This is a genomic window from Parabacteroides sp. FAFU027 (assembly GCF_022808675.1).
Taxonomy (GTDB): Bacteria; Bacteroidota; Bacteroidia; order Bacteroidales; family UBA7332; genus CAXXIC01.
Genome location: NZ_JAKZKV010000001.1, coordinates 505448 through 528179 on the forward strand (window position 1 = coordinate 505448; position 22732 = coordinate 528179).

At 45.1% G+C, this 22732-nt stretch carries 23 protein-coding genes, 1 tRNA gene and 1 riboswitch; of the genes, 10 read left to right on the plus strand and 14 right to left on the minus strand.

Annotated features, from left to right (window positions below):
* The first annotated feature begins 5 nt into the window (after nt 1-5).
* The 5 genes from dprA to MLE17_RS02260 all read left to right on the plus strand — a co-directional run bounded on the left by dprA (nt 6) and on the right by MLE17_RS02260 (nt 4898).
* Nucleotides 6-1112, plus strand: a complete 1107-nt coding sequence (gene dprA, locus MLE17_RS02240) for a DNA-processing protein DprA (protein WP_243346465.1) — start codon at nt 6-8, stop codon at nt 1110-1112.
* Nucleotides 1113-1184: 72 nt separating this feature from the next.
* Nucleotides 1185-1259 (plus strand) — tRNA-Val (locus tag MLE17_RS02245).
* An 88-nt stretch (nt 1260-1347) separates the two neighbouring features.
* Nucleotides 1348-2523: a nucleotidyltransferase family protein gene (locus tag MLE17_RS02250; RefSeq protein ID WP_243346468.1), complete on the plus strand. Its 1176-nt coding sequence runs from the start codon at nt 1348-1350 to the stop codon at nt 2521-2523.
* 11 nt (nt 2524-2534) lie between these two features.
* Nucleotides 2535-3686 (plus strand): hypothetical protein, encoded by a 1152-nt coding sequence (locus tag MLE17_RS02255; RefSeq protein WP_243346470.1) that lies wholly within the window; start codon nt 2535-2537, stop codon nt 3684-3686.
* Nucleotides 3687-3806: 120 nt separating this feature from the next.
* Entirely contained in the window at nt 3807-4898 is a 1092-nt protein-coding gene (locus MLE17_RS02260; protein ID WP_243346472.1) for an alkene reductase, read from the plus strand.
* A gap of 62 nt (nt 4899-4960) precedes the next feature.
* On the opposite strand, the gene MLE17_RS02265 is transcribed toward MLE17_RS02260, so the two are convergent.
* The 7 genes from MLE17_RS02265 to MLE17_RS02295 all read right to left on the minus strand — a co-directional run bounded on the left by MLE17_RS02265 (nt 4961) and on the right by MLE17_RS02295 (nt 11981).
* Nucleotides 4961-6220: an ABC transporter permease gene (locus tag MLE17_RS02265; protein WP_243346481.1), complete on the minus strand. Its 1260-nt coding sequence runs from the start codon at nt 6218-6220 to the stop codon at nt 4961-4963.
* A 3-nt stretch (nt 6221-6223) separates the two neighbouring features.
* The gene (locus MLE17_RS02270; RefSeq protein ID WP_243347090.1) at nt 6224-7132 is read right to left on the minus strand and encodes an ABC transporter ATP-binding protein; all 909 of its coding nucleotides are present in this window, start codon (nt 7130-7132) and stop codon (nt 6224-6226) included.
* A gap of 206 nt (nt 7133-7338) precedes the next feature.
* Entirely contained in the window at nt 7339-8127 is a 789-nt protein-coding gene (gene thiM, locus MLE17_RS02275; RefSeq protein WP_243346482.1) for a hydroxyethylthiazole kinase, read from the minus strand.
* 105 nt (nt 8128-8232) lie between these two features.
* Nucleotides 8233-9117, minus strand: coding sequence for a homocysteine S-methyltransferase family protein (locus MLE17_RS02280; RefSeq protein ID WP_243346492.1), 885 nt, complete (start codon nt 9115-9117; stop codon nt 8233-8235).
* 301 nt (nt 9118-9418) lie between these two features.
* On the minus strand, nt 9419-10171 hold the full coding sequence (locus MLE17_RS02285) for a LytR/AlgR family response regulator transcription factor (protein ID WP_243346494.1): 753 nt from the start codon (nt 10169-10171) through the stop codon (nt 9419-9421).
* Nucleotides 10153-11202, minus strand: a complete 1050-nt coding sequence (locus tag MLE17_RS02290) for a sensor histidine kinase (protein WP_243346496.1) — start codon at nt 11200-11202, stop codon at nt 10153-10155. Before MLE17_RS02290 ends, MLE17_RS02285 begins: the two co-directional genes overlap by 19 nt.
* On the minus strand, nt 11199-11981 hold the full coding sequence (locus MLE17_RS02295) for a LiaI-LiaF-like domain-containing protein (RefSeq protein ID WP_243346507.1): 783 nt from the start codon (nt 11979-11981) through the stop codon (nt 11199-11201). The genes MLE17_RS02290 and MLE17_RS02295 overlap by 4 nt, the downstream gene beginning before the upstream one ends.
* Before the next feature lie 397 nt (nt 11982-12378).
* A riboswitch (TPP riboswitch) is annotated at nt 12379-12473 on the plus strand.
* Between the two features lie 55 nt (nt 12474-12528).
* Here MLE17_RS02295 and thiC point away from each other — a divergent pair.
* From thiC to thiD, 4 genes are all read left to right on the plus strand, one after another.
* Complete coding sequence (gene thiC, locus MLE17_RS02300; RefSeq protein WP_243346509.1) at nt 12529-14229, plus strand: phosphomethylpyrimidine synthase ThiC; 1701 nt, start codon at nt 12529-12531, stop codon at nt 14227-14229.
* Between the two features lie 69 nt (nt 14230-14298).
* Nucleotides 14299-14946, plus strand: a complete 648-nt coding sequence (locus MLE17_RS02305; RefSeq protein ID WP_243346511.1) for a TenA family protein — start codon at nt 14299-14301, stop codon at nt 14944-14946.
* Nucleotides 14947-14983: 37 nt separating this feature from the next.
* The gene (locus MLE17_RS02310; protein WP_243346513.1) at nt 14984-15634 is read left to right on the plus strand and encodes a hypothetical protein; all 651 of its coding nucleotides are present in this window, start codon (nt 14984-14986) and stop codon (nt 15632-15634) included.
* A 124-nt stretch (nt 15635-15758) separates the two neighbouring features.
* Nucleotides 15759-16565 carry a bifunctional hydroxymethylpyrimidine kinase/phosphomethylpyrimidine kinase gene (thiD, locus tag MLE17_RS02315; protein WP_243346515.1) on the plus strand — a complete coding sequence of 269 codons (807 nt, stop codon included), beginning with the start codon at nt 15759-15761 and terminating at the stop codon, nt 16563-16565.
* Between the two features lie 477 nt (nt 16566-17042).
* On the opposite strand, the gene MLE17_RS02320 is transcribed toward thiD, so the two are convergent.
* From MLE17_RS02320 to MLE17_RS02345, 6 genes are all read right to left on the minus strand, one after another.
* Nucleotides 17043-17675, minus strand: coding sequence for a 4'-phosphopantetheinyl transferase family protein (locus MLE17_RS02320; RefSeq protein ID WP_243346518.1), 633 nt, complete (start codon nt 17673-17675; stop codon nt 17043-17045).
* 9 nt (nt 17676-17684) lie between these two features.
* Complete coding sequence (locus MLE17_RS02325; RefSeq protein WP_243346521.1) at nt 17685-18257, minus strand: gliding motility protein GldD; 573 nt, start codon at nt 18255-18257, stop codon at nt 17685-17687.
* Between the two features lie 107 nt (nt 18258-18364).
* Nucleotides 18365-19675 carry a gliding motility-associated protein GldE gene (gldE, locus tag MLE17_RS02330; protein WP_243346523.1) on the minus strand — a complete coding sequence of 437 codons (1311 nt, stop codon included), beginning with the start codon at nt 19673-19675 and terminating at the stop codon, nt 18365-18367.
* Between the two features lie 145 nt (nt 19676-19820).
* On the minus strand, nt 19821-20285 hold the full coding sequence (locus MLE17_RS02335; protein WP_243346524.1) for a single-stranded DNA-binding protein: 465 nt from the start codon (nt 20283-20285) through the stop codon (nt 19821-19823).
* Between the two features lie 98 nt (nt 20286-20383).
* Complete coding sequence (locus MLE17_RS02340) at nt 20384-20908, minus strand: chromate transporter (RefSeq protein ID WP_243346531.1); 525 nt, start codon at nt 20906-20908, stop codon at nt 20384-20386.
* An 18-nt stretch (nt 20909-20926) separates the two neighbouring features.
* On the minus strand, nt 20927-21463 hold the full coding sequence (locus tag MLE17_RS02345; protein WP_243346534.1) for a chromate transporter: 537 nt from the start codon (nt 21461-21463) through the stop codon (nt 20927-20929).
* 131 nt (nt 21464-21594) lie between these two features.
* On the opposite strand from MLE17_RS02345, the gene MLE17_RS02350 reads away from it, so the two are divergent.
* Nucleotides 21595-22044, plus strand: coding sequence for a PH domain-containing protein (locus MLE17_RS02350; protein ID WP_243346536.1), 450 nt, complete (start codon nt 21595-21597; stop codon nt 22042-22044).
* Between the two features lie 6 nt (nt 22045-22050).
* Here the strand turns inward: MLE17_RS02350 and MLE17_RS02355 are convergent, their stop codons facing one another.
* Nucleotides 22051-22653 carry an IMPACT family protein gene (locus tag MLE17_RS02355; protein ID WP_243346539.1) on the minus strand — a complete coding sequence of 201 codons (603 nt, stop codon included), beginning with the start codon at nt 22651-22653 and terminating at the stop codon, nt 22051-22053.
* Nucleotides 22654-22732 lie beyond the last annotated feature (79 nt).

Below are 22732 nucleotides of genomic sequence, written 5' to 3' on the forward strand. Positions count from 1 at the left end.
ACAGGATGAATCGTCAGGAGCTGTTTTACCTGATTGCTCTGTTGCAAATCAAGGGGGTGGGAAATATTACCGCCCGCAACCTGATTGCAATCACAGGAAGTTGTGAGGCTATCTTTAAAGAAAAGCCCTCCAATCTCCTGCGCATTCAGGGCATCGGGTCAAATACAGTTCAGGAGATTCAGAAGGCAAATATGGCGAAGGCGGCAAAAGAGATTGAGTTTATTGAAAAAAACAATATTGCGACCTTTACCTATAGTGATGAAAATTATCCCAGCCGGCTAAACGACTGCGTGGATGCCCCACTTCTTCTTTATTATAAAGGAAATGCAGCCCTGAATGCTGTAAAGACGATAAGCCTGGTAGGAACCCGCAATGCTACCGAGTATGGGAAAGAGCTTTCTGAACGCTTAATTGCTGATTTATCGGATAAATATCCGGAGTTGTTGGTGATAAGCGGACTTGCATATGGTATTGACATCGCAGCCCACAAAGCCGCCTTAAAGCACAACCTGCCTACTATTGGGATTATCGCTCACGGCCTGGATCGAATCTACCCAGCTACCCATCGAAAGACCGCAGTGGAAATGGTGAGTCACGGAGGGCTTTTGACTGAGTATCCGAGCGGAACCAATCCCGACCGGCAAAATTTTGTCATGCGCAACCGTATCATCGCCGGTCTCTCCGACGCAGTCATCGTAGTGGAATCTGCAGAAAAAGGAGGCGCCCTGATCACTGCCGAAGTAGCAAACAGTTACAACCGGGATGTCTTTGCCTTTCCGGGCAGGACGACGGATGTATCCTCCCGCGGATGCAATAACCTGATTCTTCAAAATAAGGCTTCTCTAATCCAGTCGGCTGAGGATCTGATCAACCTGATGGGCTGGGATAAAGTCAGCTCAACGAACAAAGTAGTCCAACAGCAACTGTTTCTTGATTTGACCGAAGAAGAGCAACTCATCACCAATTTGCTTAAAGAAAACACTCCAAAACAGATAAATTTGCTCAGTATCGAAAGTAATCTTCCGGTATATCGCCTCTCTCCCATCTTGCTGGAACTGGAGTTTAAAGGTCTTGTAAAATGTATGCCAGGTGGAACTTATTCGCTCCGGTAGCACAAATATTTAACCAAAAACGTTCCAAGCGTTTCGTCGTCTTAATTATTTGTCTATTTTTGTATCAGATACGGGACGTTAGCTCAGCTGGTTTAGAGCGCCTCCTTGACAGGGAGGAGGTCACTGGTTCGAATCCAGTACGCCCCACACTAATTTTCAGCCACTTATAAACGTTCTTATAGGTGGCTTTTTTTATTTCTTCCGATTTTCAAAACAGGAATAAAAAACAACAGGAATGCAACGAACTCCCGAAGAACAACTTCTACTGGCCGTACTCAAATTAGATACTTCAAAAACCGAACTTGAGCATATCGAAAGTCTGGCCCGTCAAATCAGTGACTGGGAAAGCTTCTCGACCCTAGCTATCAAACGGGCTATCGGACCTTTACTATACAAAAAGCTATCAACGCTTCCATATCAAGAAATTGTTCCTCAAAGTGTTATGAATAAACTCAAGCAGGTTTATTTTAAAACGTTCAGCAGGAATACGCTCTATTATGAACATCTACGAAGAATTTTAGATATTTTCTCTAAAGCTGGAATTGAAGTAATTGTACTTAAAGGAATCTATTTAACTGAATGGCTTTATAAGGATATTGGATTACGCCAACTTAGTGATATAGATCTTTTGATCAAAGAAGAAAAGATAGAAAAAAGCATTGAAATAATGGAAAAGCTGGGATATAAAGCTGCATATCCAATTGATCTATCAATATTTTTAGACAAGAACTTCCATTCACAACACCTGCCTCAAATGACTTATCAAGGTGTGGCTGTAGAAATCCATTTTAAGATCCTGAACTCTTGGGAAACTAAATCTATTGATTTAGAAACAGTATGGAATAGAGCAATCCAGACATCAATTTATGGAATAAATGTACTATCCCTTAATCTTACAGATCTTCTGATCCATCTCAGCTTGCACCTGGATAAACATTACAGGACAAATAGGGTTCAATTCGGTTGGTATGCAGACATAACAAATATTCTGGAGAAATATGCTTTAAAAATAGATTGGAATGAAATAGAAGAGAAATGCAATACCGCGAATTGTACCAAAAGATTCTTTCTACAGATTATGTTATGCCATCATTTTATAGGCGCAATTATTCCAAAAGATATAACTAATAAGTATAATTATCTTGTTACTACGAAAGAAAGCCGTTTGTTTGATAAACTGCTTATCGGTAAATCGCATAAGTCTAATCGTGTATCATATTATTTTTCCGGCTTGTCTCAACTTAGTAGCATTAGAGCTAAATCAAAATATTTGTTCCATCTTCTTTTTCCATCTAAAGAATTTATGATGTATCGTTATCCTGTTAAGCGTCAATCGTTATTTTATCTCTATTATCCACATCGTCTTTTTATAGGAATTAAATCCGCCTGGAAATATTTACAAAACAAATAGTACCTACACCCATGAAGCAAAAACAAATTACAGTTCTTGTACTGGCGTTAATGACGTTGTTTATTTTTGAAGGTTGCCGTAGCAGTAAGAGAGCCTTCAACCGCGGTGATTATTACCAGTCGTGTATGATTGCCATTGATAAGCTAAGAAGTAACCCGGAGCACAAAACCTCCAGAGAAGTGCTGCAACAGGCCTATCCCCTCTTAATCGAGAATACGAAATCAACCATTGAAAATATGCTGACGATGAATGGTGACGATAAGTTTCGCCAGATTTATCAGCATTATGGTGCATTAAACACGATTTACCAAAACATCAAAACCTGCCCCGGAGCACTTAAAGTAATTCCTCGGCCACAACCTTTCTTTGAAGAACAAGCTAAAGCAAAGGATAAAGCTTTTCAGGAATGTATGGAGCTGGGAAACCTAAAACTCTCAGCAGGCACACACGAAGAGGCCCGTCAGGCCTATTACCTGTTCAATGAAGCCCTCAATTACAGTCCTAACAATCCGCAAGCCAATATTAAAATAGCAGAAGCGCTGGACAAAGCGACTGTCAAAGTCGTATTGGAACAGATTCCGGTTCTGGGAAAATATCAGTTTTCGTGCGATTTCTTCTACGACCAGATATTTACTTATCTGAATAATGACCGAAGAAACCAGTTTCTGCGTTTTTATCGCCCCATAGAAGCGGAACGTACCAGACTCAAACCCGACCACGTGATTCGAATGGCATTTGACGACTTTGTGGTGGGACAAGTTTATGAAACCTCAAATACGGAGCAATGCAAAAAAGACAGCGTGATAGTCGGTACCGTCAAAATGGACAACGGCAGAGAGAAAAAGGTATATAATACAGTGACTGCAAAATTAACAACCCGCACCCGAACAGTCGAGTCAAAAGGGCTTTTGTCGCTGCAAATTGTTGATTTCAAAACCAAACAACTACTTGCACACGAGAAGCTCCCGGGGACTTTTACCTGGCAAAATTCATGGGGAAATTTTAATGGTGATTCAAGGGCATTAACTTCTCAGCAACTCAAAATCTGTGAACGGGAAGCTGTTGTACCACCACCTGCAAATGACCTCTTTATCGAATTTACCAAACCAATATTCACCAATACATCGAATTATCTGGCAAGATTCTACAAAATTACCCGATAAATCAAAGCCGCAATATTCGCTACCGGATAATGCGGCTTTCTTTTTTATAATCAAGCAATTAAAAAACCTTACCATTCTCTTTTCCGTTATATATCATATTGAATTTAATTCGCTGATAATATGGAAACATACAAATTATTCACACCCCATAAGCTGGGCACTATTGAGTTGAAAAACCGGGTGGTTATGTCCCCCATGACAAGATGCCGGGCAATCGGAAACATTCCTAATGACCTGATGGCTGAGTACTACTATCAACGATCGGGAGCCGGATTGAATATCACTGAGGGAACAGCTCCATCAGCAAACGGACTGGGTTATGCTCGTATTCCTGGTATTTTTAATAAAGAACAGGTGGAAGGTTGGAAAAAAGTCACTTCAGCAGTTCATGAAAAAGAGGGCAGAATCATAGTGCAACTGATGCACACCGGACGGATAAGTCATCCCCTTAATACGCCTGAAGGGTCTCAGATAATTGCCCCCTCAGCCGTGAAAGCAGCAGGACAGATGTGGACCGATGCTGAGCAAATGCAGGATTTCCCTGTTCCCAAAGAGATGACGGCAGAAGATATTATTCAGACTAAAACGGAATTTGTAGAAGCGGCTATAAATGGGTTGAAAGCCGGATTTGACGGAGTGGAGCTGCATGGAGCCAACGGCTATCTGCTTGAACAATTCCTTTCACCGGTGAGTAATATCCGTACAGATGGTTATGGCGGAAGCATTGAAAATCGCTGCCGGTTTGTACTCGAAGTGGTAGAAGCGGTGGCGGAAGCTATTGGAAGAGGGAAAACCGGTATTCGTTTATCCCCGTATGGAGTGGCCAGTGACATGCCGCATTATCCCGAGATAGATGCCACCTACAAATATCTGGCTACGGAACTGAATAAGCTTGACATCGCCTACATCCACTTAGTGGATCATTCGGCAATGGGTGCCCCGGCTGTTCCTCCGGAAATAAAAACGGCCATCAGGACTCTTTTCAAAAACACCATCATACTGGCCGGCGGATACAATAAAGAGAAAGCCGAGTCAGATATTGAAAGTGGGTTGGGCGACCTGATTGCTTTTGGCCGTCCGTTCATCAATAATCCTGATTGGGTTGACCGGCTCAAAAATGGCTATCCCCTCTCGCATGAGTTACATATGGATTTATTTTATTCCGCAGATGAAAAGGGATACACAGATTATCCCTCCTATAAAAAGGAATAACCGGGATAAGCATTAAGAGCCCTCTTCCAAAACCGGTCGAGGGCTCTTGCTTTTTTGTCAGCTCAATATTTCAGCCACTTCAGCAGCTCACGGTAATTCACCTTTTTCCCATACATCAGAATACCCGTGCGGTAAATTTTCGCTGCCATCCAGGTGGTTCCGATGAAAGTGATAATCAGCAATGTCAGTGACAATAACTTCTCCCACAACGGTACATCAAACGGCAACCTCACCATCATCACAATCGGGGACGTGAAAGGGATCAACGAGCACCAGAAAGCCAGCGGTCCGTCAGGATTCTGTGCACTGTAAATACCGGCATACATCGCAAAAATAATCGGAATGGTGATGGGCAACATAAACTGCTGCGTATCTGTCTCGCTATCCACGGCCGAACCCACCGCAGCAAACAAGGAAGCATAAAGCAAATATCCTCCCAGGAAATAGAGTACAAAATAGAGTATTATCTCTGCCAGGTTGACGCCTCCCATCATTTGCAGAATTCCGGGCGCCTGAGCAGAAGCTGTTGCGAGCAGGGGCATTCCCGTAGTCAATGCGACCACCATTAATATCCCTAACGAGAGAATTACCCAAAGCAGGAACTGTGTCAGTCCGACCAGGGCAATCCCGATGATTTTCCCCAACATCAACTCAATGGGTTTTACCGATGAGACCAACACCTCAACAATCCGCGAACTTTTTTCCTCCATCACGCCCCGCATAACCATCGCACCATACATGAAAATAAACATGTAAATCATGAACGTGGCAACAAGCCCAACAGCCGTGGCAAACTCGCTCGATGCGGCCTTCTCCTTCCCATTATCATTTCGCTTAATGGTCTTGATATTCAACTCAATCTGTGAATTCTGAATAATCTTTTTCAGGTCGGGAATGTTATACGAAGCCAGTTTCTCATTGCTCAGATACTTACTTAACTGGTCAGAGATATAGCCTTTCAGATCAGTCGTTATCTGCGTCTCCGAATAGATGGTAATCTTATCGGGGTGTTGCAGCAGGTCGGCATCAATCATCACAAAGGCATAAATATCCTTATGGTCATTGGGGTTAAATACCCCGGCCTCCTTTTTCATGTTGATAAAATGATAGTTATCCCGGTCTTTCAGTACCGCGCCGTACTTTCCGGTCACATCAATCAGGGCGATATTTTTCACCTCCGTATCTTTAAATGTCGAAAGCCACAACGGCATAGCCACCAGCACGACAATCAACAGCGGGGTCAGAAACGTAAAGATGATGAACGATTTCTTGTTCACCCTGCGCAAATATTCTTTTTGAATAATCAGTCCGATTTTGCTCATGACTTACTCATTTGGATGGTTAACGACCTTGATAAAAATATCTTCCATTCCCGGAAGTTCTTCTTCGAATGCAATCACTTCGTATCGTTCAATCAACATTTTAATCAATTGCTGAACGGAAATATTCTCCTCTTTTTGCAAACGCACTTCCAGATTTCCTGATCTGAGATTGGTTTGCAGAATAGTGAATGGATCTCCGGCTGACACCTCAATATTTTCTCCCCTGATAATTATGCGGAAAATATTACTGCGGAATTGATTACGGATTTCCTCCACTTTTCCCTGTAGTACCACTTTTGACCGGTCAATGAGCGTGATTTCATCGCAAAGCTCCTCCACCGAATTCATATTGTGTGTCGAAAGCATAATGGTGGCTCCGTTTTTCTTTAGCTCAAGGATTTCCCGTTTCAGTAAAGCGGCATTTACCGGGTCAAATCCACTGAACGGTTCATCAAAAATCAACAGCTTCGGCTCATGTACCACAGTGGTGACAAACTGTACCTTTTGCTGCATCCCTTTGGATAGTTCCTCCACTTTCTTGTTCCACCAACCATCGATTTCCAGCCGGTCAAACCAATACTCAATCCGTTTGCGGGCCTCTTTCTGCGACATGCCTTTCAGCTGCGCGAGATAGAGCGCCTGCTCCCCCACCTTCATCTTCTTATACAACCCTCTTTCTTCGGGTAAATAACCGATGTGACGGACATCTTCTGGAGTAATGGGTTTTCCATTGAGTAAAACCGCACCGCTATCCGGAGCAATAATCTGATTGACAATCCGAATCAACGTGGTTTTACCGGCGCCATTCGGACCCAGCAAGCCGTAGATGCAACCTTCCGGTACATCGACCGATACACAGTCGAGCGCCCGATGATTGGCATATTGTTTAATGATGTTCTGGGTTTGGAGCATGTTTTTCTGTTTTTTATTGATAAAAGAGAGGAGAATAAGTCTGACAAAGCCTGAATCAAGCCCGACATTGCCGTTGTGAAGCCCGTAAACACCAATGTGATGTCCAACAATGACAATGTTATGCCCAACAGTGGCAATGTCATGCCCAACAGTGGCAATGTCGGGCATGATTTTGGCAAATCCAGGCTTATTTTATATCGGTAAAACTACAAGGCATCCTGAATACCAGCCAGAGTCAGGTTGTAAAGTGCATCAAGGAATGCCACCTGAAAACTTCCAGGGCCGGTTGATTTAGCCAAAGCCTGCTCACCGCAAATGCCCATCACATACATGGCATTGATTGCAGCTTCAAACGAGTCAGGATTAATGGCAGCAAAAGCACCGCAAATGGCAGTAGCCGTACATCCCATACCGGTCAAGCGGGTCATCATCGGAGTTCCATTTTCAACTTTAGCCACCTGATCGCCACTAATGATGAAGTCGGTCTGGCCACTAATGACCACCACCGAACCAAACTCTTTCGAAATAGCCTGCGCCGCACCTACCGCGTCTTCAGCAGCAGCCGTACTATCCACCCCTTTCCCTCCGGATGCCGCTTTATTCAAAGCTAGAATCTCAGAACCGTTTCCGCGAATAATGGCCGGAGCCGCTTTCTGAATCAGGGTTTCACAAGCTTCGTTGCGCAATTGGGTAGCTCCGACAGCGACCGGGTCAAATACGATGGGCTTACCCAGCTCTTTGGCTTTGACCATTGCCATTTCCATGCCATCTATCCAGTGACGGCTGAGTGTACCGATATTCACCACCAGCGCACCGGCAAAGGCCACCATCTCCTCAACCTCATCCACACTATGCACCATAGCGGGTGAAGCACCAACGGCCAGAAGGGCATTGGCTGTATTGTTCATCACTACGTAGTTGGTAATATTTTGTACAAGCGGAGCGTTGGCTCTGATTTTTTTCACATCGCTCCAGATTGAATCTGCTCTTGTCATTGTTGTTTATTTTTAAATATCACAGAGGGCACTGATAATAGACCTGACAGGTTTTGAAAACCTGTCAGGTCTAACCGTATCCAAGCCTCTGCAGTTACAGAATGGTTATTTCTTAAGGACTTCTGCCAGTTTATGAATATGTGCGGGAGTAGTGCCGCAGCAACCACCAATGATATTTGCTCCCGCCTGTGCTAGTTTAGGCGCAATATTGGCCATCATCTCCGGAGATTCAGGGAAAACAGTGCAGCCATTATCGCAAACCGGCATTCCAGCATTAGCATGAATGAGCACCGGAATTACAGCATCTACCGAGCGAATCTCTTCCGTGATTTTAATCATACCCTCGATACCGTTACTGCAATTCGCACCGATGATGTGAGCACCGGCCTCTTTCAGCGCGGCAACCATTTCCGTAGGAGAAACGCCCATCATTGTACGGTATTCCCCGGTAGGTAGAAGGTCAAAGGTCATCGTGCAGATTACTTCGCAGGGGGTATTTTCACGTGCTGCTTTAATGGCTATGGAAGCTTCATCTAGAGCTGTCATTGTTTCGATAACGATGGCATCTGCTCCACCTTCATGCAACGCAACGCATTGCTCCTTAAAGGCTTCGTAGAGTTCCTCTTCGGTTACGTCACCCATGATGAGCATTTTGCCGGTCGGGCCAACTGACCCAAGCACATATTTATCGGCGCCGGCAGCTTCACGCGAAATGGCTGCTGCCTTTTTGTTAAGTTCAAATGCTTTATCGGAAAGGCCGAAGTTGGCAAGTTTGAAGCGATTTCCTCCGAAACTGTTGGTTTCGATGGTATCGGATCCGGCGGCTATGTAACTGCGGGCAATGTCAAGCACATCTTCGGTATGGTCGATGTTCCACTGTTCGGGACATTCTCCGGGTTGCATGCCTTTAGCCTGTAGGAATGTACCCCAGGCACCGTCGGAAATAAGAGTTTTTCCTTCGGATATTAATTGTACTAAGGTTGGCTTCATTGTATTATGACTTTAAATAAAAAAGACGACCTAACAAAGGTCATCTTTTATTTCAAAAACTCCAAATATTATCTGAGAACATCTACAGCATATCGGCTATCAGAGATTTAGCAAATAATTATCCACGAATAAAGTATTCCCTACTTTTTCAATCTTGAAAAAGATTCGGGCGAATTCGCAATGATTTAAACTCTGGCTTGATAAATATTCAATTCGTGGATTCGTGGCAAATAATTTATCGTTATTAAAAACTCCAGGAAACGTTTTTGTGAAATTCTTTCCCAAAAAACAATTAAACACATTACAGATTCAAGACTTTCTTCAGTGCCTTGTAGCCTGTCGCACTGACTTTGATATATTCACGATTAGAGAGCAGTAATGTCCAACTGTCTTTTTCGTAGAGTTCCATCCCCTTGATATGCTCCACGTTAACGATGTAGGAACGATGCACACGTACGAATTGACGTTCATCCAGATGGCTTTCGAAGAACTTCATCGTCTTCTCTTTCAGGAAGCGACCTTCAGCGGTATGTATCAGCACATAATCACCATCCGACTCAAAATAGAGGACATCATTTACCGGAATGATGCGGATTTTTTGTCCGCTTCGCACTGCCACTCGTTGCAACTTTTCTTCCTGAAGAGGTCCATTTTCCAAAAGCTTATTTACCGGAGATTCTTCTGCCGGAGCATTTGATGTCAGGCGAAGACGGGCTTTGTCCAGTGCCACATCCAACCGGTCGCGCAAGAATGGCTTCATCAGGTAATCGCAGGCATTGGCCTCGAAAGCTTTGATGGCATATTCGTCAAAAGCGGTTGTAAAAATCACAGCCGGTGGATTTTCCAGCAGCTCCAGCAATTCGAAACCGGAAAGCTTGGGCATCCGGATATCAAGCAACATCAATTCGGGCTGTAACTCTTTGACCAGCCGGAAAGCTTCGAATCCGTCGGCCGCCTCTCCAATGACTTCAATATCGGAATGAGATGAGAGATAATGTTTCAACAACGCCCTAGCCGGCGCTTCATCATCGACTATCAATGTTCTGATGGGCATATTCGGGGAATTAATAAGGTTGCGGTAAATAGTTGTTCTTTTTTCTCGGTTTCAAGGGAGGCTGTTTCGCCGTATATGAGTCGCAAGCGTTGACGGACATTATTCAGCCCCAGTCCGTTTCCTTTCTGGTAAGGAATATTCGGCTCGAAACTGTTTTGAATCACAATCCTGACATGCGTATCGTTACATGAAATCTTTGTCTCAATCCAGACCGGATCCGTACTTTCGTACACCCCGTGCTTGATCGCATTTTCATAGAGCGGTTGCAGAATCATTGATGGAATCTTCACCTGAAGACACTCCTCTGTCACCTGGTACTCCGCCTTGAGTTTTTCCCCGAAACGTATCTTCTCTATATTAATGTATCGGGTGATATTCTCCATCTCCATCTTCAGGGAAGATAACGTACGGTGTCCTCCGGCAATGGAATAGCGCAGATATTCCGACAGGGAAACAATCATCTCACTGGCTTTATCGGGTTGAATCTGTGTCAGCCAGTTCACCGAATTGAGACTATTGAAAAGAAAATGCGGATTGATCTGTGACTTCAACATATCCAGTTCGCTGTCCTTCAGCATTTCGCGGAGTCGTGCTTCATTCTGGGCTTTTTCCTGCAACACGTCATAACTGATTCGCAAATAGTAGGCCATCAGGATAAGCAGATAGACCATGAATCCATAAATCAGACGTTGTGGGAAAAAGATGGAAAAATCAGGCGGATTATTCCAGAGAAGACCTATCAGGATAAAGACCACCGACTGCCAGATAAAAAGTATCATGATACACGAAGCAGTAAAGTCTAGTATCCGTTTGAACAGCGAGGTGGTATTGATGAGCGTATATTTTACAAAAAACCACATCGATAATCCCAGGATAAAAAAGACACTATTGGAAATCAGGCTCAATATGATTGCTGCCTCCAGCGTAAAATAGCCTCCCAATGCCATCGACCACACCTGCAATACCGTTGGAAATAGCCAGGCCGCAGAGTAGAAAGGAAATATCTTTTTATTTAAGAAGGGATGGCTCATACATAGCTCTTAATCTCGCCACCACCGAAGATGCAGGAAGCTTTTACGATAAGGATGCGCGTATTGTCTTTTTGTGCTTCCGAATAAGGACGTTTATCGGCAAAATCTCCGAAAATGGAGTCTTTCTTCAATTGTACATTCCAGTCGGAAGGAACAATGAGCGTGATTCCGCCGAAGATACAATTTACTTCGAGTTGATTTATGCCTTCTTCCAGTTTAGCATGAGTCAGGTCAAGTTCACTGCCACCAAAGATGCAATTAATCTCCCCACCGCGAAATACCATATCCTGGAATTTACGTTTGGATCCGCTGAAGATATTATTCTCCTCAATGACTCCATTTTTAATTTCACTGCCGGTATAGCCGGAGTCTAACTTGTGAAACGGATCTCTTTTAGGACCAAATGAAGTCTTCAGAATGATGACAACTCCGGCTGCAATAATCAGCACCGGCCAGTAAAGATTCGCAATCTGAGGGTCGATATAGCCAAGTTTTCGCATCAGGAAAAATCCACCGATAAGCGTCAAAATGGTGCCTCCAAAAATGGAACGGTTAAACATCTGGGTAACACCAATCACCACCAACAGCATGGGCCAGGAGAAGATTACCGGTCGATACGATTCATTCAGAAGTCCGGTATTGAAGCCAAGTAACAACAGACCGGCCACGATAACGACAACTCCGAAAAACACCTTTGAACCGACGCAATGTCTATGGCGAGGCGGAGCACAGAAACGGCCGTAAGGAGCCGGGTCTTCATTTCTAAATTGAGATTCCATAAAATATAGGATTTATACGTTTGATTCTGACACAAAGATAAAGCACCTTTTGAATAGTTCACTACGATATTTCCGTCGGAATTGTTATTCCTCCGATAAAGGTCTGTTTTGGGGGGATAAGACCCCACCCGACCTCCCCGAAGGGAGGAGATGAAGTCTGCGAGAAATAACCTCCCCATATTTCAAACCATCTGACATAAAGAAACCAACCCCAAAGGGACAAACACAAATTCCAGACTGCCCAAAAGCTGTCTGAGCGAATAGACCATATTATTTACAATTGAAAGATTTACCATTGACAATTTAGAATAAGCAGTATCACCTAAATTGTAAATTGTAACTGGCTAAATTGTAAATCACTTTCTCATTTGCAGATACGTTCAAAATCCGTTACCTTTGCCACCGAAAGGGGTGCCTTACTAACAGGCTGAGATCATACCCTATGAACCTGATGCGGGTAATGCCGCCGTAGGAATTTATTCATAGCTTCTCTTTGTCATCTGTCCGATGTACCGTATCCCCTCCCATTTTATTAAATGATAACGGTATGAACAACAACATCAAAATCTCTTATCCGGCTTCTGAAAAGATTTATGTTCCGGGAAAAATGCACGACATTCACGTGGCCATGCGCCGCGTCACGCTGCTCGACACAATCGAGATCGAAAACGGCAAACGCAAAGTAACACAAAATGCTCCCGTAGTGGTTTACGACACCAGCGGTCCTTTTTCTGACGATTTAGCGGAAATAGATTTGAAAAAAGGTCTTCCCCGTCTGCGTGAATCATGGATGGTGAAACGCGGCGATGTGGAACAATTGCCCGACATCACTTCGGAATACGGAAGAATGCGTGCAGCCGACACTTCACTCGATCACCTGCGTTTCGAACACATCAGCAAGCCTTACCGTGCTAAATCCGGCAAGGAAATCACTCAGATGTACTACGCGAAACAAGGCATCATCACACCCGAAATGGAATACGTGGCTATCCGCGAAAACCAGATGATTGAGGCATTGGGTATCGAAAGCCACATCACGCCGGAGTTTGTGCGTCAGGAGGTAGCTGCCGGACGCGCCATCATCCCTGCCAACATCAACCACCCCGAAGCCGAACCGATGATCATCGGAACCCACTTCCTGGTGAAACTCAATACCAATATCGGAAACTCCGCGATGTCATCAAGCATCGATGAAGAGGTGGAGAAAGCCGTATGGAGCTGCAAATGGGGTGGCGATACCCTGATGGACCTCTCTACCGGGGCCAATATCCATGAAACCCGCGAATGGATTATCCGCAACTGTCCGGTACCGGTGGGAACCGTACCTATCTATCAGGCATTGGAGAAGGTGGACGGCAAGGTGGAAGACCTCAACTGGGAAATCTATCGCGACACGCTCATCGAGCAGTGCGAGCAGGGTGTGGACTACTTTACCATCCATGCGGGTGTATTGCTGAAACATGCTTCTTTATTGAGCAACCGCCTCACCGGTATCGTTTCGCGCGGAGGTTCTATCCTGACCAAATGGTGCAAAGTACACAATACCGAGAATTTCCTCTACACTCACTTTGATGAAATCTGCGAAATCCTGAAAGCCTATGACGTGGCGGTTTCACTCGGTGACGGCATGCGTCCTGGTTCCATCCACGATGCGAACGATGCTTTGCAGTTTGCAGAGCTCGAAGTGTTGGGTGAACTGACCGAAAAGGCATGGAAACACAATGTGCAGGTAATTATCGAAGGTCCGGGTCACGTGCCAATGAATAAGATTCAGGAGAATATGGACTTGCAGAAGAAGACCTGCCACGGCGCTCCGTTCTACACCCTCGGCCCTTTGACTACCGATATCGCACCGGGCTACGACCACATCACATCGGCAATTGGTGCTGCTCAAATTGCATGGTTGGGCACAGCGATGATTTGTTACGTGACTCCGAAAGAACACCTTGGTTTGCCCAACAAGGAAGATGTGCGCAACGGCGTTATCGCTTATAAGATTGCCGCTCACGCTGCCGACCTTGCCAAAGGGCATCCGGGAGCTCAGGTACGTGACAATGCATTGAGCAAAGCCCGCTTCGACTTCCGCTGGAAAGACCAGTTTAACCTCTCGCTTGACCCCGAGCGTGCGATGGAGTACTACAAGGAAGGCTCTCATTCCGACGAAGGTTACTGCACCATGTGCGGTCCTAACTTCTGCGCGATGAAACTGACCCGCGAGTTGAGCGACTGCGTGCATTCGGCTGAATAAACATATTTCAACCAGCTAACTTTTCCAAAGTTCCAAACTTTGGAAAAGTTACTTTAATTCCTCCCCGATATGAAATGGAGCGAACAAGCCTGGGCGGCTATTGAGCCCATCTACCAACGCATCTTGGAATTGCCTTTCCTGCACGAGCTGAAAGAGGGAACATTACCCAAGGAGAAATTTGACTTCTACCTCCGTCAGGATGCGATATATCTATCTGAATACGGGAAGATTCTGGCCGGTATCGCTACTCGCCTCCACCAACCCGAGCACCGTGAAGCTTTTCTCAAATTCTCGACCGAGACCATCGCGGTGGAATCGGCTTTGCACGGTTCTTTCCTGAAGGATGCCCCCATTCCGGCATACCACGGTGCATCCCCGAGTTGCCTTCTGTATACCGGCTTCCTGTCGAAACAGTTGGCGCATCACCCCATCGAGACCACACTGACGGCGGTCCTCCCCTGCTTCTGGATTTACAAGAAAGTGGGCGACCATCTCCTCGCCACTCAAAACCGGGACAACAATCCCTACCAGCCGTGGATTGACACTTACGGCGGAGATGACTTTGCCCGTTCGGTGGAGAAAGCCATCGCTATTTGTGACCACGCTGCCGAAAACTCTACCCGTCACGCTGAAATGACGGAAGCGTTCGTCTATGCTTCGAAGATGGAATGGATGTTTTGGGATAGTGCGTACCGGATGGAGAACTGGCCGGTGTGATGGAATAGCATTGATATATTGCAAAAACAACTAAAAGATGAAATACTATATTATCTCTTACATCAAAGCCCCTATAGGAGAAAGTGGAGAATGCTGTAAATCAGAATACGATTTTAGTAATGCTTGTGACTTTTGTGGTACAGGAGCAGAATTAGTTAGTCACTTAAAAGTAAAAGGATTCTCAAAGATATCCAAAGACTTTTTTGAGACTCTTGATGGTGACTTTATAATCTCAAAAAGGATGTATGAGGTAATTAGAAAATCAAAACCGAGCTTTATATTACGTCCTGTAATTGATTTAAAAGGCAATATTCTCGAGTACTATCACTTATATACATCAATAGTATTACCTAGATTTGAGGTGCAATCAACAGGCTACGTAATTGATGGACAATGTGACAAATGTAAACGAAATGGATATTTTAATCACGCTATAATTTCGCAAGACAAACCTACGATAGTAAGTCCATTAAATTTTATATATAAGGAAGCAACAATTGGCTTTTATCAAAACGAATTGCTTATGAAAACCTGGGAATGTATCGGTTTCTCTAATAAAGTAGCTTTTGGTAACAATATTGTTGGTTATGCCAGACCATGGATTATAGTAAATCAGGAATTGAAAGAAATTTTCGAATCTGAGAAAATAAAAGGAATTGAATTCGAAGAAGTTATTACAATTAAATAAAGAAGGAATGAGCTAATTCTACTTTTGTCCAGTGGAATTCATTTATAGTCCGAAACAATTTAAATCGACTAAGCTTTCACCACAAGCTCTTTCCGTCTAATATCCAGAAATAGAAACAACATTTATGCAATACAAAAGAACCCTTACCATAGCCGGCAGTGACCCCAGCGGAGGCGCCGGCATACAGGCAGACATGAAAACCATGTCAGCCTGCGGATGTTTCGCCACGACAGCCATCACGGCGGTGGTGGACGAAAATACGGTGGGCGTCTATGGCGTGCACCCCATCCCCATCCCCTTTGTGCAGGGACAAATCAAATCTGTCCTTGACGACATCGGTGCCGATGCCATCAAAATCGGGATGCTACACTCCTCGGAGCTGATTCGTGCGGTGAAGGAGACCCTCGCGCCATATCAAATCCGAAACATTGTGCTCGACCCCGTGATGGTAGCGACTTCGGGCGATAAACTGTTGCAGGACGAGGCCATCGCCACGCTCCAAAACGAACTGATGCCGATGGTACGGGTCATCACACCGAATATTCCCGAAGCGGAAGTTTTACTGGGAGAGAAAATAAATTCACAGGAGGATTTAGCGAAGGTCGTTAAACGTCTTTCGTGCGACGGTCGTGTCTCCGTGCTGCTCAAAGCCGGGCATCTGACAGAAGAGGTACTAACCGACATCTTCTACAATGCCGAAACGGATGAGATTATCGAACTAACCTCGAAACGCATCAATACGCCCAACACGCACGGCACAGGCTGCACCTTCTCTTCGGCGGTTGCCTCTTTCCTGGCACATGACATGCCGCTTAACGATGCCGTCCGCAAGGCCAAGGAGTATATCAATCAGGCCATTATGGCCGGTGCGAATTATGAAATTGGTAAAGGACACGGACCGGTTCACCATTTTCATAACTTCTGGAAATAAGAAATTTCTGAATACAATAACAGCAACCTGTTCCTTCCCGGGACGGGTTATTTGTTTTTTAGGGGAAAGATAAATTGAGCCTCTGACTCGAAATTTTTCGACTTCAAGTCACTCCATTTCGACATTGACACGCTTCATTTCGACTCCAACTCGAAATATTACGACTCGGAGATATATCATTTCGACTTTGACTCGAAAACTTTCGACTTCAAGTCGCTCCAGACCGACTTTGACTCGCTAAAGAGCGACTTAATCTCGCTCCCGACCGACTCGGAGACGCTTTTGACCGACTCTGACTCGAAAAATACCGACTTCAAGTCGCTTCGGACCGACTTTGACTCGCTCCCGACCGACTCGGAGACGCTCTTGACCGATAAAATGTCGCTCCCGACCGCTAACTTGGCAGTAACGACCGTCTCTGAAGCACTCTGGAGCGCTAATTTATCGGTTGGGACCGTCAATCAGGCACTTTTTACCTCACTCCTTCACCGTCAAAGTCAGGACAAAATCTTCATTTGTAAAATAGGGAATCGAAAAAAGATGTTGTTGCGGAGTGCGCAACTCCTGGAGGGAGAGAACTCCATTTCCATGAAACTCAAAAGGACGGGAAACAAGCTGCTCGCGAAAGTCAACCCCCTCCTCCCCGAGCGCTTTGAAGACGCTCTCTTTGGCCGACCAGAGGATCAGCGTCTGCATCATTTCGTGTTCGGGAGTAAGAACCGATATTTCATCGGGGGAAAGAAAACGTTGCTGGATTTTCATTACACGTGGAGAGACATGTTCGAGATCAATGCCCACCTCTTGATCGGGGTGAATCATCGCCGCCACAAATCCATTTGTATGAGTCAGGCTGATGTGATATGAGGAATCGGATAGGAATGGTTTGCCGGAAGGGAGATATTCCACTTGGGCATATTCACCTATCAGGTATTCTAAAGTAAGGCGAGTCACAGCAAATTCCAGTTTGCGCTTGTCGCTGGGGATATTTTCAAGTGACGATTTCAGTCTTTCGGCATCCAGAGAGAGTGCAATCAGATGCTCCAGACTCTCTTCGACCTTCCAAACGGCCCATTGGGCTCCAGCGTAGCTATTTTGTAGAATAATTGCCATGGCTTGACTTTATTTCCACGAAAAAGTTTTCATCAAATCGAGAATGTCCTCCTTGATATACTTCACCACAGGCGCGAGTGAGTCGGGCTGCGGGGCACAATCGAAATAGAGCGACCCACGAAAATAGTGATGCACACTGTCTGTCAGCATAAACTGCAAGGGAGTGGCCGCTTCACCTCTGAGGTCATAAAATACCCCATAGACACGGCGTTCCGGATTTTCAAATAGCTTGGCATCAATGGCCGATGCCTTGACGGTATGGCGGTAAACAAAGTCACGGTTCTCTTCTGAAATCGCACGGAATCCTGCCGGAGTAATCGTTTTATAAGTACAAAGCACCTTCGCTTTATAACGGGGATACTCAATCACCAGCCAGCTCCGGTCTTGTCCCGTCGTGTCGTATTTCAGGTTCGACGCCTTCGAAATCCCAAAACTATAGGGCAGCTGGCGCACATCAAATGCAACGACATTGCGCTTGGGAACATCGATGCGGAAATAACCTTTGGGACGAGGGATAGGCTTGTCGCAGGAAAAAAGAATAAACGCGAGAACAATAAGAAGCGGGAAATGGGTATATTTCATTTTGGGAAAATGTTATTAGGTTTCATATCACAGAGGCACACGGAGTTTCTCACAGAGAACCACAGAGGAATAAATAACAGAAGGATAATGGTAAAGGACAGGAACAATCAATCAGTGGAGCCTTCCTCCGGCTTTTCCTCCCTGAATTTCACTTTACGAATACGACGTTTATCTACCTCCAGAATCTGGAACGAATAATTGCCGAAGGAAATCACCTCACGACGGGCCGGAAATTCCCCTTTGATTTCGAGAATCATTCCCGCCAGGGTTTCGGCTTCAGCAATGACGGAAGCAAACAACTCATCGTCGATGCCGGTAACTTTGAAAAAGTCATTGAGCAATATCTTGGCTTCGAAGATGATCGAACCGTCCTCCAGCCGGATATACTGGCGCTCATCTTCGTCGTATTCGTCGCTGATTTCGCCCACAATCTCTTCAAGCACGTCCTCCATCGTAATCAGTCCCGACACACCACCGTACTCATCCACCACTATCGCCATGTGAATCTTGGCAGTTTTGAAATCTTCCAGCAGGTCGTCAATCTTTTTCGTCTCAGGCACGAAATAGGCCGGGCGAATAAGGCTTTGCCAACGGAAATTATCGGGTTTATTCAGATAAGGCAAAAGGTCTTTACCGTACAGCACACCCTTCACCGAATCCTGCACACCCGAATATACCGGAATGCGCGAATAGCCCGTCTCAATCACACGGGCCAGCGCCTCGCGGAAATTGAGTTTAATATCAATAAAGTCTATGTCGATGCGGGGGGTCATCGCATCTGCCACCAACTTATCCCCAAACTTTATGATGCCTTCGAGAATCTCCTTATCCTCGCGGTTATCCTCCGATGTCAGTTCCAGGGCATGGGAAAGTTCGTCCATCGAGATATTCTGATTGTGACGATGCTTGTGGCGGGTCAATACATTCCCGATGGAGACCAGACGCTTCGTCAACGGCGACATTAGCCAACTCACGCCATGCACCCATCGACCGCTCCGGCGAACCATTTTCAGGGATATCTCAGAAGCGTATATTTTGGGGATCAATTCACCAAAGACCAAAAGGGAAAAGGAAATCACCAGGATTTTGAAAAGATATTCTGAAACCAGGCTTGTAAAACTTATGACAGAATCAATAAGCAGACTGCTGATAACGATAAAGGAGAGATTAACCAAACTCGTTATGAGAATAAACGTCACCAGTAATTGACTGGGATCCTTAATCAACGAAACAACCGAACGGTCAACCCGGGAGTGCCCCGCCTCAACGGTCTTGCGGTCTTGTAGCGCGAGGGAGAAAAAGGCTGTTTCAGAAGCGGAAATAAAAGCGGAAATAAAGAGCAGAACCAAAGAAACGAAGGCCAGAAGCCCCGTTGTCAAAGACAAGGGATGGATAGCGAACCAATCCAACCAAAACATATATGAATGCGACGAGTCCAAGCAATTCAGATTTAATTAAACAAAAGATGCTGTTGCTTGGCTTACGTACAAAACAACAGCATCCAAAGGTCTTTACAATAGCGTGATTAATGTGACAACCACACTTGCAAAGGTAAAGAAAATATCAGAACGGCAAATCGTCCGTTGCACCATTTGCCCCAAAATCGGTGAATGGTTCCTGCACTTGTTGCGACGGAGCAGCCTGTGCCGGTTGAGCCGCCGGAGCAGCAGCTTCCGTTGTTGTGCCATTCGTATCTCTTTTACCCAGCAACTGCATCACATCAGCCTGGATTTCGGTCACATAACGTTTCACTCCATTCTGGTCATCGTACGAGCGGGTACGGATTTTACCTTCAATATAGATTTGAGTACCTTTCTTCACGTACTTCTCGGCCACTTCAGCCAATCCGCGCCACAATACAACATTGTGCCACTCTGTCCGTTCCGGTACTTGCACCCCACTTGCAGTAGTATATCCTCTTTCCGAGGTTGCTAACGTCAGGGTAGCCACTGCAACACCACTATCCAGATATCTGACCTCCGGATCTTTCCCAACATTTCCAATCAAAATTGCTTTATTCACCGACATAATCGTAAAGTTTTAAAAGTTCACACCTCAAAAATAAATATTTATTCATAAAGAGCAAAGTATTTTTAGAGAAAATATTGCTGCTGATTAAATTGTTTTCAATAGAAGGCATATCCTAATATTCCGGCCAGAATAATTGCAGGAATGGGACCTACCCTGGCAAAACGGACTAAGCCGAAAGTACCAAGACATATCAGAAGACTTTTGTAATCAATAAAATTCTCGTTATTCATCAATAAAAGTGCGGCAGCCGCAATCAGCCCGACCACAGCCGGACGGATGCCTTTGAAGGCAGCATCCACATACCGGTTATTACGGTGCTTCATAAACAATCGTATCACGATCGCCATGATAATCAGCGAAGGCAGGCAAAGGGCAACGGTCGCCAACAGGGATCCAAAGACATTTCCGGTAACCACATAACCGATATAGGTCGCACTGTTAATGCTAATCGGCCCCGGCGTCATTTGCGAGATTGCCACAATATCGGTAAACTCCTTTGTAGTCACCCAGTGGTGGGTATGAACAGCCTCATCCTGTATCATAGACAGGATAGCGTAACCTCCGCCAAAGGCAAAAAGACCAATCTTCAGGTAGGAAATAAAAAGCTGGATATATATCATCGGTTTAGAGTCGGTCTTTTATTTCTGAAAATACTTAACATATACAATGCCTCCGATTGCAGCAAACAGGAAGACATAGGCCGGCGAGACCTTGAGCTGCCAGATAACCAGTGCAGAAAGAATGGGAATGATGACATTCCGGAAGTTAATCCCAACCGATTTGGCAGTAGTAAACACGGGGACACAAATAAGGGCAACAACCGCCGGTCTGATTCCTTTGAAGATTCGCTCCACCACCGGATTATCTTTAATACCTCTAAAAAACATCGCAATCACCAGTATAATCAGGAAAGATGGCAGAGCGCTACCCAATATGGCCATCATGGCGCCTTTCTTCTTCTGGATATGGTAGCCTACGCAGTTAGCCATATTGATGGCCAGTACTCCGGGAACCGTCTGGGCAATCGCCAAAGAATCAACAAATTCTTCTTTGGTCATCCAACCTTTTTTATGGACAATCTCCTGCTCGATGACCGAAACCATCGCCCATCCGCCGCCGATAGTAAAAAGCCCAATCTTCAGAAAGCTGTAAAATATTTCCCAATAAATTTTCATCCCGCAAAGATAGTGCTTACAGATGAACAAAACGCCTGTTTTATCGCTATCTTTGCCTTTGGCAACTCCGGTGAATCAATGTCTGCCATTGCCTTTTCCACAATATTATCGTACCACTAAAGAAGTAAACTATGAGGTTTAGATGTCTTTGGAGTAAAACGGTCAGGGTGATTACCGTTATTGCCCTTTTAATCATTGGTTTCGGCCTTTATCAATCAGCGGTTGATGGCCACACCATCATCTTCTTTATCATCTTGCTGGCAACGCTTTATTGCCTGGCTTATTCTCCAATTTGTATTGACATTAACGAAGATGACCTGATAGTCAGACGAATGTTTAGTTCGGTCATTATTCACCGAAAAGACATTATTGCCATCAGCGCCTATAAAAGCGGATATGCTATCCGGAAATTCGGTAGTGGTGGGCTATTCGGTTATCTGGGTTGGTTTTACAATAGCGAAATCGGCAGCTACTTTTCCTATGCAACGGATGAACGAAATATGATTCTCATCATTACCAAAAACAGGAAATATGTCATCAGTTGCGAAAAGCCCAATGAGCTGCTAAGCCGGTTTATATGAGGCTATTCAGGTCAGATTTTCAACAGTTGCCGATTCCACCTTCGATAAACGCTCCCGTAACCGGTCAGCCTGTGCACGGCGAATGCGCAACACCATTTCGCAGTCCATCTCAAACACCTGGCGAATGATTTCAGGCCCTTCTTCTTTGACAATCCGCATCACATCATTCATAAACGGATATTCAAAGCGGACCATCACATCGTCATCGACCGTCTTTTCGATTATATCAGCTTCCTGCAAAGCCAACTGAGCAGCTTCCCGATAGGCGACAATCAACCCTCCGGTTCCCAGTTTTATTCCGCCGAAATACCGCACAACCACCACCAGAATATCCGTAAGCCCGAATGAATTAATCTGTCCCAGAATGGGTTTACCGGCCGTTCCCGAAGGCTCTCCGTTATCATTTGCCCTGAATTCTGTACGGGTATGGCCCAGCATATAGGCATAACAGATGTGGCGGGCATCGTAATATTCCTTCTGGAAACGCTCCAGATGAGACTTCACCTCATCCACCGTCCGCACGGGAATGGCAAATGCGATAAAGCGGCTCATTTTCTCTTTAAATAAACCTTCGGATATGGCGGCAATTGTTTTATAAGTATCTTCCATGAACTATCAATTCTGGTACAAAAGTAGTGATTCGGCATCAAAAAAGCGCAAAGACCAGGTCTCTGCGCTTTTCAGTGGC

Excerpts from the sequence above, each read along its gene's own strand:
- MLE17_RS02345 (WP_243346534.1), bottom strand. The coding sequence starts at position 21,463 with ATGAAAATTTATTGGGAAATATTTTACAGCTTTCTGAAGATTGGGCTT.
- MLE17_RS02290 (WP_243346496.1), bottom strand. The coding sequence starts at position 11,202 with ATGAGCCATCCCTTCTTAAATAAAAAGATATTTCCTTTCTACTCTGCG.
- gldE (WP_243346523.1), bottom strand. The coding sequence starts at position 19,675 with ATGTTTTGGTTGGATTGGTTCGCTATCCATCCCTTGTCTTTGACAACG.
- MLE17_RS02305 (WP_243346511.1), top strand. The coding sequence starts at position 14,299 with ATGAAATGGAGCGAACAAGCCTGGGCGGCTATTGAGCCCATCTACCAA.
- MLE17_RS02285 (WP_243346494.1), bottom strand. The coding sequence starts at position 10,171 with ATGCCCATCAGAACATTGATAGTCGATGATGAAGCGCCGGCTAGGGCG.
- MLE17_RS02295 (WP_243346507.1), bottom strand. The coding sequence starts at position 11,981 with ATGGAATCTCAATTTAGAAATGAAGACCCGGCTCCTTACGGCCGTTTC.
- MLE17_RS02355 (WP_243346539.1), bottom strand. The coding sequence starts at position 22,653 with ATGGAAGATACTTATAAAACAATTGCCGCCATATCCGAAGGTTTATTT.
- dprA (WP_243346465.1), top strand. The coding sequence starts at position 6 with ATGAATCGTCAGGAGCTGTTTTACCTGATTGCTCTGTTGCAAATCAAG.
- MLE17_RS02325 (WP_243346521.1), bottom strand. The coding sequence starts at position 18,257 with ATGAAATATACCCATTTCCCGCTTCTTATTGTTCTCGCGTTTATTCTT.
- thiC (WP_243346509.1), top strand. The coding sequence starts at position 12,529 with ATGAACAACAACATCAAAATCTCTTATCCGGCTTCTGAAAAGATTTAT.
- MLE17_RS02255 (WP_243346470.1), top strand. The coding sequence starts at position 2,535 with ATGAAGCAAAAACAAATTACAGTTCTTGTACTGGCGTTAATGACGTTG.
- MLE17_RS02250 (WP_243346468.1), top strand. The coding sequence starts at position 1,348 with ATGCAACGAACTCCCGAAGAACAACTTCTACTGGCCGTACTCAAATTA.
- MLE17_RS02280 (WP_243346492.1), bottom strand. The coding sequence starts at position 9,117 with ATGAAGCCAACCTTAGTACAATTAATATCCGAAGGAAAAACTCTTATT.
- MLE17_RS02270 (WP_243347090.1), bottom strand. The coding sequence starts at position 7,132 with ATGCTCCAAACCCAGAACATCATTAAACAATATGCCAATCATCGGGCG.
- MLE17_RS02260 (WP_243346472.1), top strand. The coding sequence starts at position 3,807 with ATGGAAACATACAAATTATTCACACCCCATAAGCTGGGCACTATTGAG.
- MLE17_RS02320 (WP_243346518.1), bottom strand. The coding sequence starts at position 17,675 with ATGGCAATTATTCTACAAAATAGCTACGCTGGAGCCCAATGGGCCGTT.
- MLE17_RS02350 (WP_243346536.1), top strand. The coding sequence starts at position 21,595 with ATGAGGTTTAGATGTCTTTGGAGTAAAACGGTCAGGGTGATTACCGTT.
- MLE17_RS02340 (WP_243346531.1), bottom strand. The coding sequence starts at position 20,908 with ATGATATATATCCAGCTTTTTATTTCCTACCTGAAGATTGGTCTTTTT.
- thiD (WP_243346515.1), top strand. The coding sequence starts at position 15,759 with ATGCAATACAAAAGAACCCTTACCATAGCCGGCAGTGACCCCAGCGGA.
- MLE17_RS02335 (WP_243346524.1), bottom strand. The coding sequence starts at position 20,285 with ATGTCGGTGAATAAAGCAATTTTGATTGGAAATGTTGGGAAAGATCCG.
- MLE17_RS02310 (WP_243346513.1), top strand. The coding sequence starts at position 14,984 with ATGAAATACTATATTATCTCTTACATCAAAGCCCCTATAGGAGAAAGT.
- MLE17_RS02265 (WP_243346481.1), bottom strand. The coding sequence starts at position 6,220 with ATGAGCAAAATCGGACTGATTATTCAAAAAGAATATTTGCGCAGGGTG.
- thiM (WP_243346482.1), bottom strand. The coding sequence starts at position 8,127 with ATGACAAGAGCAGATTCAATCTGGAGCGATGTGAAAAAAATCAGAGCC.